Source organism: Nocardioides marmoraquaticus (genome assembly GCF_054777915.1).
Map to the genome: position 1 here is coordinate 1 of NZ_BAAHAA010000030.1, position 14,508 is coordinate 14,508.

At 74.1% G+C, this 14,508-nt stretch carries 15 protein-coding genes and 1 pseudogene; 11 read left to right on the forward strand and 5 right to left on the reverse strand.

Annotated features, from left to right (window positions below):
• From ACYU8I_RS17060 to ACYU8I_RS17070, 3 genes are all read left to right on the forward strand, one after another.
• Positions 1 to 677, forward strand: a 677-nt coding sequence (locus ACYU8I_RS17060; RefSeq protein WP_460843150.1) for a hypothetical protein, incomplete at its 5' end; no start/stop codon positions are given.
• Positions 674 to 1,099, forward strand: a complete 426-nt coding sequence (locus ACYU8I_RS17065) for a hypothetical protein (RefSeq protein WP_460843152.1) — start codon at positions 674 to 676, stop codon at positions 1,097 to 1,099. The genes ACYU8I_RS17060 and ACYU8I_RS17065, both read left to right, overlap by 4 nt.
• Positions 1,096 to 1,317, forward strand: coding sequence for a PspC domain-containing protein (locus tag ACYU8I_RS17070; protein ID WP_460843153.1), 222 nt, complete (start codon positions 1,096 to 1,098; stop codon positions 1,315 to 1,317). The genes ACYU8I_RS17065 and ACYU8I_RS17070 overlap by 4 nt, the downstream gene beginning before the upstream one ends.
• A gap of 6 nt (positions 1,318 to 1,323) precedes the next feature.
• Here ACYU8I_RS17070 and ACYU8I_RS17075 read toward each other — a convergent pair whose 3' ends face one another.
• Positions 1,324 to 2,049: a MerR family transcriptional regulator gene (locus ACYU8I_RS17075; protein WP_460843155.1), complete on the reverse strand. Its 726-nt coding sequence runs from the start codon at positions 2,047 to 2,049 to the stop codon at positions 1,324 to 1,326.
• Positions 2,050 to 2,224: 175 nt separating this feature from the next.
• On the opposite strand from ACYU8I_RS17075, the gene ACYU8I_RS17080 reads away from it, so the two are divergent.
• Together ACYU8I_RS17080 and ACYU8I_RS17085 are read left to right on the forward strand one after the other, a co-directional pair.
• Positions 2,225 to 3,361 carry an acyl-CoA dehydrogenase family protein gene (locus tag ACYU8I_RS17080; protein ID WP_460843157.1) on the forward strand — a complete coding sequence of 379 codons (1,137 nt, stop codon included), beginning with the start codon at positions 2,225 to 2,227 and terminating at the stop codon, positions 3,359 to 3,361.
• A gap of 211 nt (positions 3,362 to 3,572) precedes the next feature.
• Complete coding sequence (locus ACYU8I_RS17085) at positions 3,573 to 4,532, forward strand: sigma-70 family RNA polymerase sigma factor (RefSeq protein ID WP_460843159.1); 960 nt, start codon at positions 3,573 to 3,575, stop codon at positions 4,530 to 4,532.
• A 71-nt stretch (positions 4,533 to 4,603) separates the two neighbouring features.
• Here the strand turns inward: ACYU8I_RS17085 and ACYU8I_RS17090 are convergent, their stop codons facing one another.
• The gene (locus tag ACYU8I_RS17090; protein WP_460843162.1) at positions 4,604 to 5,590 is read right to left on the reverse strand and encodes a glycerophosphodiester phosphodiesterase family protein; all 987 of its coding nucleotides are present in this window, start codon (positions 5,588 to 5,590) and stop codon (positions 4,604 to 4,606) included.
• Positions 5,591 to 5,673: 83 nt separating this feature from the next.
• Here ACYU8I_RS17090 and ACYU8I_RS17095 point away from each other — a divergent pair, with 83 nt between their 5' ends.
• From ACYU8I_RS17095 to ACYU8I_RS17120, 6 genes and pseudogenes are all read left to right on the forward strand, one after another.
• Positions 5,674 to 6,210 (forward strand): YbaK/EbsC family protein, encoded by a 537-nt coding sequence (locus ACYU8I_RS17095; protein ID WP_460843164.1) that lies wholly within the window; start codon positions 5,674 to 5,676, stop codon positions 6,208 to 6,210.
• A 19-nt stretch (positions 6,211 to 6,229) separates the two neighbouring features.
• Positions 6,230 to 7,258 (forward strand): LLM class F420-dependent oxidoreductase, encoded by a 1,029-nt coding sequence (locus ACYU8I_RS17100; RefSeq protein WP_460843166.1) that lies wholly within the window; start codon positions 6,230 to 6,232, stop codon positions 7,256 to 7,258.
• A gap of 75 nt (positions 7,259 to 7,333) precedes the next feature.
• Positions 7,334 to 8,719: a xylulokinase gene (gene xylB / locus ACYU8I_RS17105; RefSeq protein ID WP_460843168.1), complete on the forward strand. Its 1,386-nt coding sequence runs from the start codon at positions 7,334 to 7,336 to the stop codon at positions 8,717 to 8,719.
• Positions 8,720 to 8,746: 27 nt separating this feature from the next.
• Positions 8,747 to 9,910, forward strand: a complete 1,164-nt coding sequence (xylA, locus tag ACYU8I_RS17110; protein ID WP_460843169.1) for a xylose isomerase — start codon at positions 8,747 to 8,749, stop codon at positions 9,908 to 9,910.
• Positions 9,911 to 9,966: 56 nt separating this feature from the next.
• Positions 9,967 to 10,074, forward strand: a pseudogene (locus ACYU8I_RS17115) (helix-turn-helix domain-containing protein); the annotation flags it as partial.
• 63 nt (positions 10,075 to 10,137) lie between these two features.
• Positions 10,138 to 11,088, forward strand: a complete 951-nt coding sequence (locus ACYU8I_RS17120) for an ROK family protein (protein WP_460843215.1) — start codon at positions 10,138 to 10,140, stop codon at positions 11,086 to 11,088.
• Here the strand turns inward: ACYU8I_RS17120 and ACYU8I_RS17125 are convergent.
• From ACYU8I_RS17125 to ACYU8I_RS17135, 3 genes are read right to left on the reverse strand one after another with little or no spacing between them, the layout of a single operon-like run.
• Positions 11,055 to 12,242 (reverse strand): ROK family protein, encoded by a 1,188-nt coding sequence (locus ACYU8I_RS17125; RefSeq protein WP_460843171.1) that lies wholly within the window; start codon positions 12,240 to 12,242, stop codon positions 11,055 to 11,057. The genes ACYU8I_RS17120 and ACYU8I_RS17125 overlap by 34 nt on opposite strands.
• A gap of 48 nt (positions 12,243 to 12,290) precedes the next feature.
• On the reverse strand, positions 12,291 to 13,571 hold the full coding sequence (locus tag ACYU8I_RS17130; RefSeq protein ID WP_460843173.1) for a sugar ABC transporter permease: 1,281 nt from the start codon (positions 13,569 to 13,571) through the stop codon (positions 12,291 to 12,293).
• A 10-nt stretch (positions 13,572 to 13,581) separates the two neighbouring features.
• A complete protein-coding gene (locus ACYU8I_RS17135; RefSeq protein WP_460843174.1) occupies positions 13,582 to 14,361 on the reverse strand; it encodes an ATP-binding cassette domain-containing protein in 780 nt (259 codons plus the stop codon).
• Between the last annotated feature and the right edge of the window lie 147 nt (positions 14,362 to 14,508).

The window sequence follows — 14,508 nt, forward strand, 5'->3', positions numbered from 1 at the left end:
CGCCCCCGCCGCCGCCCGCCGCGTGGGGGGCGCCGCCTCCCCCGCTCCCGCCGGCGCCCCCGCGCCCGCGCCGCTCGGGTCCGGTGCTGCTGTGGCCCACGCTCGCCGTCCTGGCGCTCGCGCTCGGCGTGCTCGGCATGGTCGACGTCACCGCCGACGTCCCGTTCTCGACCTACCCCGCCCTCACCCTCGCCGTCACCGGGCTGGCCCTCGTGCTGGGCGCCTTCCGCTTCCGCCCCGGCGGGCTGATCGCCCTCGGACTGGTGCTGCTGCTCGCGCTCGGCGCCACCGGCCTCGCCGACGCCTCGCGGCTGGGCGGCTCCTACGGCTCGACCACGCTCACCCCGACCTCGGTCGGCGACCTCCGTCCGACGTACCGCCCTGACAACGGCGAGTTCGTCCTCGACCTGCGCCGCCTCGACGCGGAGGACCTCGCCGACCGTGGGGTCGACGTCGACATGGGCACCGGGCAGCTCACCGTGCTGCTGCCGCCCGGGCTGAACGCCGACATCAGTGGTGACGTCGGCGTGGCCGGCGGCATCAGCGTCGACGGCGAGCAGGTCGGCGGCGGGATCGGGTGGGACGAGGACTACCTCCTCGTCGACGACCCCAACGACCCCTCGGTCGACCTCGACCTGGCGGTGCGCCTCGGTGGCATCGAGGTGCGGTCGCGATGAGCACCCCGGACACCCACCCGAAGGAGCACACGATGAGCCCCACCCCTGCTGGCACCCCCGCTGACACCTCGGTCAAGGTGCCCCACCTCGTCCTCGGCCTGCTCTTCCTCGGCGCCGCGGCGACCTGGGCGCTGCTCGCCACCGGCGTCGTCGACGCCGACGCGCTGCCCTACCTGGGCCCCGGCCTGCTCGTGGCCGCCGGCGTGGTCGGCCTCGCCGTCAGCGCCTTGACCTCCCGTCGCCGCCCCGGCACCGGGCACCCGTCCGACCACGCACCCGTCACCATGGAGGACCACCCCGACCCGGGCGGCACCCGTCGCCTGGAGCAGCAGCACCAGCACGACAGCGATCCCGACACTCACGACGACATCCACGACGGGGAGCCGACCGCTCCCCTGCACCGACCGGAGGACCTCCGATGAGCTACCCCGACCAGTCCCCTGCCGGACAGCAGCCGGGCGGCAAGCGCCTGACCCGCGCCGCGGGCGGCCCGATCAGCGGCGTCAGCGGAGGCCTGGCGGCGTACGCCGGCATCGACCCGACGCTGGTGCGGGTGGTGGTGGCCCTCGCGGCGATCTTCACCTTCCCGGTGGGCCCGCTCGCCTACGTCGTGCTCTGGGCGATCATCCCGAAGCGCTGAGGCACCTCAGCCTCGTTCGCGCCCGGTGCGCGACAGCGAGCGGCCGATGATCTCGTCGGCCGCTCGCTGGAAGCCTGCCACGACCGCCCCGAGGGTGAGCTGGCGCAGCCGCGAGACGGTCCGCTCGAAGGCGACCGTCTCGGCCTCGCTGTGGGAGCGGTCGCGGAACGGCCGCACCACCCGCTCGCGCATGATGAGCGTCAGCTCGTCGGCGAGCGCCTCCATGTGGCGGTTGATCGCCGCCGAGGCCTCCTCCACCGAGTCGGTCGAGATGTCGAGCTGGCGCAGCTCGAGCGCGACGTCGAGGCCCGGCAGCGGCCGCCAGCCGTCACCCTCGCGCCGTACGGCGTAGATCCGCTCGAGCCGTTCGAGCTCCTCGTCGTCGAGGGGGTGCCCGGCGCGCGCCTCGAGGGCGTCGCGGTCGAGCGGCTCACCCGCCTCGCCGCCCCAGGAGGCGAGCATGGCCCGCTGCAGCGCAAGGTCCTCGACGCCGGCGTCGTCGGGCAGCCGGCGCAGGTAGGTCTCGATCGCCGAGAGCGTGAACCCGTGCTGCTGCAGGGCCCGGATCAGGTCGAGACGCGCGCGGTGCTCGGCGGTGTACGACGCCAGCCGGCCGCGCCGCTCGGGCGGCGGGAGCAGCCCCAGCCCGGCGTAGTAGCGGGTGGTGCGCACCGTCAGCCCGGTCGCCGAGGCGAGCTCGTCGACGGTGTAGCGCTCCTGCTGCTCGGTCACCCCTGCTCCGTCCACCTCACGCGGGCCGGCACGGTGCCGACGGCTCGTCATGCTGGCACGCCGCAGCCCTTCGACCGGGTCCCGGCCGCGGTGCGGCGTCGTCCTTGCCTCGATGACAGTAGTGCTGTCACAGTCGTCGTGTCACGCCGGACCACGTCACCCCGGAGGGGACCCGATGTCGCTGTACGACGCCGAGCACGAGGACTTCCGCAAGACCGTGCGCACCTTCTTCGAGCGCGAGGTGGTCCCCCACCACGACGCGTGGGAGCGCGAGGGCATCGTGCCGCGCGAGCTGTGGCGCAAGGCCGGCGAGGCCGGGCTGCTGTGCTTCGACGTGCCCGAGAAGTACGGCGGCCCGGGCGTCGACGACTTCCGCTACCAGGTGGTGCTCTCGGAGGAGCAGTCGCGCGCCGGCACCAGTGGCCCCGGCTTCTCGGTGCACACCGACATCATCGTCCCCTACCTGACGAGCCTCGGCTCCGAGGAGCAGAAGCAGCGCTGGCTCCCGGGCTGCGTCAGCGGCGAGACCATCACCGCGATCGCGATGACGGAGCCCGGCGCCGGCAGCGACCTGCAGGGTGTGCGCACCAGCGCCCGCCTCGACGGCGACCACTACGTCCTCAACGGTTCCAAGACCTTCATCTCCAACGGCATCAACGCCGACCTGGTGGTCGTGGTCGCCCGCACCGACCCCGACGCGGGCCACCAGGGCATCAGCCTGCTGGTGGTCGAGCGCGGCATGGACGGCTTCGAGCGTGGCCGCAACCTCGACAAGGTCGGGCTGCACGCGCAGGACACCGCCGAGCTGTCCTTCACCGACGTCCGCGTGCCGCGCGAGAACCTCCTCGGCGAGGAGGGCCAGGGCTTCGTCTACCTGATGCAGAACCTCCCCCAGGAGCGACTCATCATCGCGGCCCAGGCCGTCGCGGCGGCCGAGGCCATCTACGAGATGTGCCACGAGTACGCCACCACGCGCGAGGCGTTCGGCCGCCCGATCGGCAAGCTCCAGCACAACCGCTTCCTCGTCGCGGAGATGGCGACCGAGGTCGCCGTCGCGCGCGCCTTCATCGACCAGTGCGTCCGCAAGCACCTCGACGGCCAGCTCACGACGGTCGACGCGGCGATGGCGAAGTGGTGGTGCACGGAGCTGCAGAACAAGCTGGCCAACCAGGGCGTGCAGCTGCACGGCGGCTACGGGTACATGACCGAGTACCCCATCGCCAAGGCCTACCTGGACAGCCGCATCTCGACCATCTACGGCGGCACCACCGAGATCCAGAAGGAGATCATCGGACGCTCGCTGGGCCTCTGACCAGGCCGTCCGCGCACTCTCGGTGAACGCGTGCTCACACACGCGTCCGTGCTCTGTGCGCAGCGTCCCTGGTGGAGTAGTGTGAACGACGTACGCACCGCCCTTCAGGCGGTGGGTGTCTTGTTGAAGCCATCGACCTGATGCCTGGACGGGCCCCGGCCCGCCTACGAACTCCCACCACCTCGTGACCGAGGAGGGGAGGACGAGCTTCATGACCACCCAACCCAGCTCGCGGACGACCAAGCAGACGGTCACCACCGCGACCCGCGCTCCTGGCGCGGACTTCGACGAGCAGGTCATCCCTGCGACCCCCACGGCCACCACCGTCGAGCCCTCGGCGGACCACCGCGTCTCGGCGACCCAGGTCGCGACCGTGCCCGGTCCCAAGGCGCCCCGTTCCATCAGCGGTCAGGTCCGGCAGGCCCGCACCCGCGAGCTCTTCACCGAGTGCGAGGACCTCGACGACGAGGAGCAGCGCCAGGCGCTGCACGACGAGGTCATCGTGATGCACCTCGACCTCGCCCACTCCGAGGCCAAGCGCTACCGCTCACGCGGCGTGCCGCTCGACGACCTCCAGCAGGTCGCCGCGCTCGCGCTGACCAAGGCGACGGCCGGCTACGACGTCACCACCGGCCACGACTTCTTGTCGTACGCCGTGCCCACCATCCGCGGCGAGCTGCGCAAGCACTTCCGCGACCACGGGTGGATGGTGCGGCCCCCGCGACGCATCCAAGAGCTGCAGGCGCGCATCAACCGCGCCGACGGCGAGCTGTCGGCGGCGCTGGGACGCGCGCCGGTGCCGCAGGAGGTGGCCGACCACCTCGACGAGCCGGTCGACTCGGTGATCGAGGCGCTGGCCAGCGACGGGTGCTTCGTGCCCGCCTCGCTCGACCACCCCGCCGGAGGCGGTGACGGGTCGACCACGTTGGGTGACCTGCTGCCTCTCGACGACGCCGAGCACCGGGCCTCCGAGGCGCGGCTGCTCCTGACGCCGGTGCTGGGCCACCTCTCCGACCGTGACCGCGACATCGTCGCGATGCGCTTCACCGAGGGGCTCACGCAGCGCGAGATCGCCGCGCGGATCGGGGTGACCCAGATGCAGGTCTCGCGCCTGCTGGGCCGCATCCTGGCGCAGCTGCGCGACGACGTCGGCGACGTCGACCGGCAGTAGCCCTCCCCCGGCACGACCGGTTGACGGGCCCGGCCCCCAGTGGGGGCCGGGCCCGTCGTCGTGGCGTCTCGTCAGGAGGCGCGGGCGGTGCTGCGGCGCTGGCGTCGTACGCCGTCGGCCAGCTCGGGGAAGTCGGTGAGGACGCCGTCCACCCCGAGCTCGAGCAGCCAGCGCACCAGCTGCTCGCCGTCGCCGTGGTCACGCCCGCGGGTGCCGCGCCGCAGCTGGAGCGGGAGCCAGTGGTTCTCGTGCCGCACCGTCCAGACGAGCACGTCGAGACCGGCTGCCTGCGCGCGCTCCAGGGCGGGCCCGACGCCCACCACGCGCCCGTCGGCGGCGCGTGGCAGCACCAGCTCCTGGTGCAGCGCGACCGCGTCGGCGTACGCCGCGTGGCGGCGCAGCGCGCCCCGCCGGACGTGCTTGTCGCGGCCGCGGTCGTCCTTGTCCAGGAGGACGACGAGCTCGACGTCGACCTGCCGACGCAGCCGGCGCAGGAGCCCGTGGTCGAACGACATCACGCTGAGCGGCGCGAGCGCTGACGTCAGCCGGTGCTGGCGGAGCAGGTCGACCAGGGGCTCGTCGAGGGGCGTGCCGCGCTCGGCGTAGAAGGGCCCGTGCTTGAGCTCGACGTGCACGCCGAGGGTGCGCCCGAGCCGCGCGGACTCGCGGGCGCGCAGGGTCAGCAGCTCGTCGAGCGTCACCACCCCGAAGTGGCCGTCGAAGCGAGCACTGCCGGGCCGCCGGCGCGGCCAGCGCTCGCGGGCCCGCAGCGTCCTCAGCTCCGCGAGGTCGAGGTCGTGCACGAACCACCCGCTCTCGAGGTGGCCGTCGACGACGACGTCGCGGCGGCGCTCGGCGAGGTCGGGCCGCTCCGCGACGTCGGTCGTCAGGGAGAGCTCGAGGTCGTGCCGGCACACCAGGACGCCGTCGCGGGTCATGACCACGTCGGGCTCGACGGAGTCGGCGCCGACGCGCCACGCCGAGCGGTACGCCGCCGCGGTGTGCTCGGGGCGGTGCGCGCTGTCGCCGCGGTGGCCGATGACGAGCGGGGCCTGCATGGACCGAGCGTGTCGGACCCAGGCGGGGAGCGCGTGACGGCCGGGTGTCCGGCGGCTGAACCCTGCTCACTACCGTGAGCCGCATGGAACCCCTCGGCTCGCTCGGTCTGGTGCCCGCGCTCGACCGGCCCGACCTGCTCGCCGAGCCCGTGCGGACGGCGCTGGAGGCCTGGGAGCACGCCGCCGAGGTGGGCGTCTGCGAGATCGACCCGACGCTCGCCGACACGGCCGCCATGAGCGAGGCCTACGGCGTCTCCCTCGGGGCGAGCGCCAACTGCATCGTCGTCGAGGGCTCGCGCGGGGGCGAGCAGCGCCTGGCCGCCTGCGTCGTGCGCGCCGACACCCGCGCCGACGTCAACAAGCGCGTGCGCAAGCTGCTCGACGTGCGCAAGTGCTCGTTCGCGCCGGAGGACCTCGCCACGGGCACGACCGGCATGCAGTACGGCGGGATCACGCCCGTCGGGCTGCCCGGCGGCGTCCGCCTGCTGCTCGACGACCGTGTCGTCGAGATCGGTCGGGCGGTGGTCGGCAGCGGCCTGCGGACCTCCAAGCTGGTGCTGCCCGGTCGACTGCTGGCCGCGCTGCCCGGCGCGGAGGTCGTGGAGGACCTCGCGGGGTGACACCACTACTGTCACGGTCATGAGGCTCTCCACGACGCTGACCTACGCGGGTGACCCGCGCGCCGCCGCCGACGAGGTCGTCGCCCTCGAGCGGGCCGGGCTCGACACCGTCTGGGTCGCGGAGGCCTACGGCAACGACGCCCCGACGCTGATGGGCTACCTCGCCGCCGTCACCGAGACGGTCGAGATCGGCTCGGGCATCCTCAACGTCTTCTCCCGCACCCCCGCCCTGCTCGCCCAGACGGCCGCCGGCCTCGACAACGTCTCGGGCGGGCGGGCCATCCTGGGCCTGGGCGCCTCCGGCCCCCAGGTCATCGAGGGCTTCCACGGCATGCCCTACAGCAAGCCCCTGACTCGCACCAGCGAGGTCATCGACGTGGTGCGCATGGCCCTGCGCCGCGAGCGGCTCGAGTACGACGGCCGCACCATCACGCTCCCGCTGCCCCCCGAGCAGGGCACCGGCCTCGGCAAGCCGCTCAAGCTGCTGACCCACCCTGAGCGCTCCTCGGTGCCGATCTACGTGGCCGCCCTGGGCGAGAAGTCGGTCGAAGCCACCGCCCGCAGCGCCGACGGCTGGATCCCGTTCCTGTTCAGCCCCGAGGGCGCCGACCGCGTGTGGGGCGACGCCCTGCGTGCCGGCACGGCCGACCGCGCCCCCGAGCTGGGCACCCTCGAGGTGGTCGCCGGCGGCCTCCTGGCCATCGGCGACGACGTCGACCACCTCCTCGACCAGGCCCGGCCGCACGCCGCGCTCTACATCGGCGGCATGGGCGCCCGCGGCAAGAACTTCTACAACGACCTCGCCCGCTCCTACGGCTTCGAGGCCGAGGCGGAGCAGATCCAGGACCTCTACCTCGACGGCAAGAAGCGCGAGGCCGAGGCCGCCGTGCCCCGCGAGCTGCTCCTGCAGACCAACCTCGTCGGCTCCCCCGACCACGTCGCCGAGCGCGTGGCGGCGTACGCCGAGGCCGGCGTCACCAGCCTCGCCGTCACCCCGGTCGGCGGCGATCCCGCCGAGCAGCTGGGCAGGCTCAAGGCGCTGCTGTAGCAGCAGGCCGAGCCCACGCCTCACCTGGGAGAGTTCGCGCTTGACTTAGTTCACGACTCGTACGAATATCGTCGCATGCCGCTCGTGCTCGGGATCGACTCCTCCACCCAGTCGACCAAGGCCCTGCTGGTCGACGCCGACGACGGCACGGTGGTCGAGGAGCGTACGGCGCCCCACCCCGACGGCACGGCGGTCGACCCGCGGGCCTGGCTGGCCGCGCTCGACGAGGCGGCCGGGCCGCTGCTCGACCGGGCCGACGCGGTCGCGGTGGGCGGGCAGCAGCACGGTGCTGTGCTGCTCGACGCCGCCGGCGAGCCGGTCCACGAGGCGCTGCTGTGGAACGACACCCGCAGCGCCGCCGCCGCGCGCGACCTCAACGACGAGCTCGGCGGAGACGCCGCGACCGCGGCGCTGACCGGGTCGGTGCTCAACGCCTCCCTCACCGTCACCAAGCTGCGCTGGTTGCGCGACCACGCCCCGGAGGCGGTGGCCCGCGCCGAGCGGGTGCTGCTGCCGCACGACTACCTCACCTGGCACCTCGCCGGGCGCCCCGACGAGGCCACCACCGACCGCGGCGACGCGTCCGGCACCGGCTACTTCTCCCCCGCCGACGACGCCTGGTTGCCCGACGTCCTCGAGCGCGCCGCCGGCCGGGCGCTGCGGCTCCCGCGCGTCGCCGAGCCGGCCGAGGTGGTCGGCCGCCACGGCGGCCGGGCGGTCGCGCCCGGCACTGGCGACAACATGGCCGCCGCTCTCGGCCTCGGGCTCGCCACCGGTGACGCGGCCGTCTCGATCGGCACGTCCGGGGTGGTCTCGATGGTCGCCACGACGCCGACCGCCGACCCCAGCGGCGAGGTGGCGGGGTTCGCCGACGCCACAGGACGCTTCCTGCCGCTGGCGTGCACCATCAACGCCGCCCGCATCCTCGATCTCGCCGCCCGCCTGCTCGGCACCGACCACGACGGCCTCGCCGAGCTCGCGCTGCAGGCCGACCCGGGCGCCGGCGGACTGACCCTGCTGCCCTACCTCGACGGCGAGCGCACGCCGACCCGCCCCGAGGCCACCGGCGTGCTGCGTGGGCTCACCACCGCGACCACCCGGGCCGACCTCGCCCGCGCCCACGTCGAGGGGCTGCTGCTCAGCCTGCGCGACGCCCTCGACGCGATGGCCCACCTCGGCGCACCGCCCGCCCGGGCGCTGCTGATCGGCGGGGCGGGCCGCAACCCGGCCGTGCGTGCCCTGGCCCCCGCCGTGCTCGGCCTGCCGGTGAGCCTGCCCCGCCCCGCCGAGTACGTCGCCCTCGGCGCCGCCCGGCAGGCCGCCTGGACGCTGTCGGGCGCGGCCGAGCCGCCGGCCTGGAGCGTGCCGGCCGAGGAGCTGCCGGCCGGCGGCCCCGACGCCACCGCGCTGCGAGCGGCGTACGCCTCCCTGCGCGAGGCGACCGAGACCTGGACCCGCTAGACCCACCCACGAGAGAAGAGAAGCCCCATGGACGCGCTCACCCCCCGCCCGGAGGACAAGTTCTCCTTCGGCATCTGGACCGTGCAGTACGCCGGCCGCGACCCGTTCGGCGAGCCCACCCGCCCGGCGATGGACCCCGTGCGCGCGGTCGAGAAGCTGGCCGAGATCGGTGCCTACGGCGTCAACTTCCACGACGACGACGTCGTGCCGTTCGGTGCCGACGACGCCGAGCGCGACCGCATCCTCGACGGCTTCCGCAAGGCGCTGGCCGACACGGGCCTGGTGGTCACCACCGCCACGACCAACCTCTTCAGCCACCCCGTCTTCAAGGACGGCGGCTTCACCTCCAACGACCGCGCGGTGCGCCGCTACGCGATCCAGAAGGTGATGCGCAACGTCGACCTCGCCGCCGAGCTCGGCGCGAAGGTGTACGTCGCCTGGGGCGGCCGCGAGGGCGCCGAGTCGGGCGCCGCGAAGGACGTCGCCGTCGCGCTCGACCGCTACAAGGAGGCCTTCGACGTGCTGGGCGAGTACGTCGTCGACCAGGGCTACGACCTGCGCTTCGCCATCGAGCCCAAGCCCAACGAGCCCCGCGGCGACATCCTGCTCCCGACGATCGGCCACGCGCTGGCCTTCATCGAGCGCCTCGAGCGGCCCGAGCTCGTCGGCGTGAACCCCGAGATCGGCCACGAGGAGATGGCGGGCGTCAACGCCGCCGCCGGCTACGCCCAGGCGATGTGGCAGGGCAAGCTCTTCCACATCGACCTCAACGGCCAGAACGGCCCCCGCTACGACCAGGACCTGCGCTTCGGTGCCGGCAACGTGCGCGGCGCCTTCTGGGTCGTCGACACCCTGCTGGCCGGCGGCTACGACGGCCCGGTGCACTTCGACTTCAAGACCCCCCGGACCGAGGACGACGAGGGCGTCTGGGTCTCCGCCGCGGCGTGCATGCGCAACTACCTGGTGCTGCGCGAGAAGGCGCGTGCCTTCCGCGCCGACCCCGAGGTGCAGGCCGCGCTCGAGGCGGCCCGGCTGCCCGAGCTCGCCGTGCCGACCCTGGCCGAGGGCGAGACCTGGCGCGAGCTGCGCGACGCCCCGGTGCCCGACGTCGAGGCGATCGGCGCCCGCGGCATGGCCTTCGAGCACCTCGACCAGCTGGCGCTCGAGCACCTCTACGGGACCCGCTCCTGAGCACGGTCCCCACCGGGGCGACGGAGGACCTGCGGCGGCACAACACCGCCGCGGTCCTGCGCCTGCTCCGCGACGGTGGCCCCGGCAGCCGCAGCGAGCTGGCGCAGCGCGCCGGCCTCGCCAAGGCCACGGTCGGGGCCATCGTCGGCACGCTGGTCGAGGCGGGGGCCGTCGTCGAGGCCGACCCCGCCCTCACCGGCGGCACCCGGGGTCGGGGTCGTCCGAGCGTGCCGGTCGAGCTCGACGGGCGCCGGTTCTCCGGGATCGGGCTCGAGGTCAATGTCGACTACACCGCGGTCACGGTGCTCGACCTCGCCGGCCGCGAGCAGTGGTTCGAGGAGGTGCCGCAGCGCACCGACGACCCGGCCCGGGTGGTCGACCTCGCCGCCGAGCAGGTACGCCGCGTGCGCGAGGGGGGCGGCGTACCCCTCGGGCTGACGCTGGCCGTGCCCGGCCTCATCGACCGCCGCGCCGGCCGGGTGGTGGAGGCACCCAACCTGGGCTGGCACGACGTCGCCCTGGCCGAGCTCGTGCGCGACGGTGTCGCGGGCGGCGACGAGCCGCTCGGGGTCGCCGTCGACAACGACGCCAACTGCGCCGCCCGGGCCGAGCACCTGCGCGGCGTCGCCACCGGCGTCGACGACCTCGTCTACCTCACCGGCACTGTCGGTCTCGGCGCCGGCATCCTCAGCGACGGGTCCGTCGTGCGCGGGGCCCGGGGCCTCGCCGGCGAGGTCGGCCACCTCCGGGTCGCGGGCCCGCTGCCGTGCGCCTGCGGCCGCACGGGGTGCTGGGAGGCGGCCGCCGGCCAGCGCGGCCTCGTCACGGCGACCGGCCTGCCGGTCGCCGACGGCGAGGACCCCGTGGCGTACGCCGCCCGGGTCGCGGCCCTGCCCGACGCCGCCCGCCTGCTCGAGCCCGTGGTGGCGGCGATGCGGGCCGGTGTCGCGGCACTGGGTCTCGGGCTCGACCCCGCCCTGCTCGTGCTCGGCGGGTCCTTCGTGCCGCTCGGCCCCATCCTGGCGGGGCCTCTCGAGGAGGAGCTGCGGGACGGGTTCACCGGCCCCGGCTGCCGGGTCGCGCTCAGCACGCTCGGCCTCCACGCGGCGTCGGTCGGCGCTGCACTGGACGCCCTCGACGACGTCTACAACGGCAGCAGGCCGCTCCCGGCGCGCTGAGCCCGCGCGAGCACCGCGGTCGGGTCGGCGAGCAGGTCGGAGAAGGCCAGCTCGGCGGCGCCGACCAGCACCGAGTCGCCGCCGAGCCCGGGCAGCGCCACCTCCGCCTCCTGCGCCGCGGCCGGCAGGGCCCAGGTCTCGAGCTCGCGGTGCACGGCGTCGCGCACGTTCGGGTAGACCCAGCGCAGCACCCCGCCGAGGATCACCAGCTCGGGGTTGAAGACGTTGACCAGGCCACCGAGCCCCACCCCGAGGTGGCGGCCCACGCGCTGCAGCGCCTCCGTGGGGGGCGTGCCCGGGCGCAGGTACTCCTCGAGCAGGTGCAGCTGCGACTCGGGGCAGCCCACCGCCTCGGCGACGGCGTGGGAGCCGATCTCGGTCTCCCAGCAGCCGTCGTTGCCGCAGCGGCAGCGCTGCGTGCCGCCGTCGAAGCGCTGGTGCCCGACCTCGCCGGCGTACCCGCTGGCTCCGCGCATCGGGCGCCCGTCGACGATGATGCCGCCGCCCACGCCCACGTCGGCGGACAGGAACACCAGGTGCGAGCGGCCCCGGCCGACGCCGCGCGTGTGCTCGGCCAGAGCGCCGAGCTCGGCGTCGTTGCCGAGGTGGAGCCGGGTCGGACCGAGCCGGTCACCCAGCACCGCCCGCAGGTCGACGTCGCTCCAGCCGAGGTTGGGCGCGAACCGCACGATGCCGTCGGCGTCGTTGACCACGCCGGGCACGGCCAGGCCGGCACCGACGAGCCGTCCGTCGGGCCCACCGCGGGCGTCGAGGTCGTGCGCGAGGTCGACCAGCAGGTCGACGACGGCGTCGGGCTCGGGCGCCGGGGGCGTCGGGCGCGAGAGCCGGTCGAGCACCTCCCCGCCGAGGCCGACGCGCGCCATCCGCACCACGTCGACCCCGACCTCGGTGGCCAGCACGTAGGTGCCGGACGCCACCGGGACCACGTCGAGCGACGGACGACCGGCGCTGGCGCGGGTGCCGTTGCTGGTGTCGGGCGCGACCTGGTCGACCAGGCCGAGCTCGTCGAGCTCGCGCACCAGGTCGCCGATGGTCGACCGGTTGAGGCCCATCTGCTCGGTCAGCCAGGCGCGGGAGGCACCGCCCGTGTGGTGGACGTGGCCCAGGAGGGTGGCGAGGTTGTGCTGACGCACACCCTCCTGGTTCGTGCCCGTGCCGCGCCGCCGCGAGGCGGCCACGGGTCAGGTCCCCGTGGCGGAGCGTCGACGCCGCGAGATCGCGTCGACCGAGGCGGCGAGCAGCAGGACCCCACCGGTGATGATGAAGTTGATGTACGCCGCCTGGTTGAGCAGGCCGAGACCGTTGTCGATCATCGCGATCACCAGGCCGCCGATGACGCCGTCACGGATGTTGCCCTTGCCGCCGAAGAGGCTGGTGCCGCCGATGACCGCCGCGCCCACGGCGTACAGCAGCGTGTTGCCGCCGCCGGAGCCGTTGGCCACGCTGCCGGTGTACGACGCCGCCACGATGCCGCTGAGGGCCGCCATGCTGGAGCAGATGACGAAGGCAGACGTGCGCAGCCGGGCGACGCTGATGCCGGCCCGGCGGGCCGCCTCGGCGTTGCCGCCGACGGCGTACATGTGCCGGCCGTAGGCCGTGCGCCCGAAGACGAAGGTCAGCAGGATCAGCAGCGCACCGACGAGGAACACGGCGTACGGGATGCCCGCGATCTGGAAGGTGGGCACGCGGCTGCGGTTCTGCGACAGCACGGCGGTCACGGCGAGGATGATCACGCTGAGGCTGACGAACTTCACCACGAGCAGGGCGTTGGGCGGTCGCTGCAGGTTGCGGGCCGCGAGCCGGCGCTGGCGCCACAGCAGGAGCAGGCCGTAGAGGGCGAGCAGGCCGACGACGACCACCCAGCCGGCGACGGGCGGCATCGACTTGATCGTGATGCCGCGCAGGAACTCGTCGCGCACCGGCACGGTGCCGCCCTGCCCGATGACCCGCAGGATGACGCCCTGCAGGCCCAGGAAGAAGGCCAGGGTGACGACGAAGCTCGGGATGCCGAGCCGCGAGACCAGGCTGCCGATGACGAGGCCGACGAGGGCGCCGATCGCGACGCCGATCAGCACGGCCAGCGGCCAGCCGAAGCCCTGCCGGTCGATGCTGACGGCGGCGAAGGCCGCCGACATGCCGCCGGCCACACCGGCCGACAGGTCGATCTCGCCCAGCAGCAGCACGGGGATCAGGCCCATCGCCAGGATGCTGATCGACGCGGCCTGGGTCATCAGGTTGGCGATGTTGAGGGCGCTGGTGAAGGTGTCGGGGCGCAGCGCCGAGAACACGATCGCCAGGGCGATCAGGCCGAGGACGGCCGGGAGCGCGCCCATGTCGCCGCCGCGCAGGCGGTCGCGGTAGTCGCGGAACGACTCGCCGAGCGTGGCGCTGGCACGGTCGTTGGCGAAGTCGGCCGCGGCCAGGGTCGGGGCGGACCCGGTCTTGTCGGGGGTGGTGGTCATCGTCGCCTCCTCAGGCCGACTCGGCCGCGGTGGCGGCGGGGATACCGATGTCGCCGGAGCGACCGGCGGTGATGAGCTCGACGATCTGGCCGTGGGTGGTCTCCTTGGCCCTGACGTCGGCGGCGACGCGGCCGAGGAACAGCGCGGTGATGTTGTCGGAGACCTCGAGCACGTCGGCCATGTTGTGCGAGATCAGCACGACGCCGAGCCCGTTGTCGGCGAGACGCCGTACGAGGTCGAGCACCTGGCGGGTCTGGGCGACGCCCAGGGCGGCGGTCGGCTCGTCGAGCAGCACGACGCGGGAGTTCCACAGCACGGCCTTGGCGATCGCGACCGTCTGGCGTTGACCGCCGGAGAGGGAGGCGACGCTCTGGCGCACCGACTTCACGGTGCGCACCGAGAGCGAGGCGAGGGTCTCGCGGGCGCGCTCCTCCATGCTGAGCTCGTCGAGCACCAGGCCGCTGGCCTTGGTCTCGCGGCCCAGGAACATGTTCTGGACGATGTCGAGGTTGTCGCACAGCGCGAGGTCCTGGTAGACGACCTCGATGCCACGGGCGGCGGTGTCCTTCGGGCCGGTGACCTCCATGGGCTGGCCGTCGAAGAAGAACTCGCCGGAGTCGGCGGTGTAGATGCCGGCGATGGTCTTGACCAGCGTCGACTTGCCGGCGCCGTTGTCGCCGACGAGGGCGGTGACCTGGCCGGGGTAGACCTTGAAGTCGACGTCGTGGAGGACCTGGACGGGTCCGAAGCTCTTGTTGACGCCGCGCAGCTCGAGCAGGGGGTCGGTCATCGCGCCTCCCGGGGCGGATTCGTGCGGGGTGGTGGGACGGGGTGGGACGTGGTGGCTGCGGGCCCGGGCGACGGTGGTGCACCCGGGCCCGCAGCGTTCAGGGGCGGTCCCGACGTACGGCGTCGGCCGGACGTCGGGACCGCGGTC

Excerpts from the sequence above, each read along its gene's own strand:
- ACYU8I_RS17065 (WP_460843152.1), top strand. The coding sequence starts at position 674 with ATGAGCACCCCGGACACCCACCCGAAGGAGCACACGATGAGCCCCACC.
- ACYU8I_RS17070 (WP_460843153.1), top strand. The coding sequence starts at position 1,096 with ATGAGCTACCCCGACCAGTCCCCTGCCGGACAGCAGCCGGGCGGCAAG.
- ACYU8I_RS17080 (WP_460843157.1), top strand. The coding sequence starts at position 2,225 with ATGTCGCTGTACGACGCCGAGCACGAGGACTTCCGCAAGACCGTGCGC.
- ACYU8I_RS17085 (WP_460843159.1), top strand. The coding sequence starts at position 3,573 with ATGACCACCCAACCCAGCTCGCGGACGACCAAGCAGACGGTCACCACC.
- ACYU8I_RS17090 (WP_460843162.1), bottom strand. The coding sequence starts at position 5,590 with ATGCAGGCCCCGCTCGTCATCGGCCACCGCGGCGACAGCGCGCACCGC.
- ACYU8I_RS17095 (WP_460843164.1), top strand. The coding sequence starts at position 5,674 with ATGGAACCCCTCGGCTCGCTCGGTCTGGTGCCCGCGCTCGACCGGCCC.
- ACYU8I_RS17100 (WP_460843166.1), top strand. The coding sequence starts at position 6,230 with ATGAGGCTCTCCACGACGCTGACCTACGCGGGTGACCCGCGCGCCGCC.
- xylB (WP_460843168.1), top strand. The coding sequence starts at position 7,334 with ATGCCGCTCGTGCTCGGGATCGACTCCTCCACCCAGTCGACCAAGGCC.
- xylA (WP_460843169.1), top strand. The coding sequence starts at position 8,747 with ATGGACGCGCTCACCCCCCGCCCGGAGGACAAGTTCTCCTTCGGCATC.
- ACYU8I_RS17130 (WP_460843173.1), bottom strand. The coding sequence starts at position 13,571 with ATGACCACCACCCCCGACAAGACCGGGTCCGCCCCGACCCTGGCCGCG.
- ACYU8I_RS17135 (WP_460843174.1), bottom strand. The coding sequence starts at position 14,361 with ATGACCGACCCCCTGCTCGAGCTGCGCGGCGTCAACAAGAGCTTCGGA.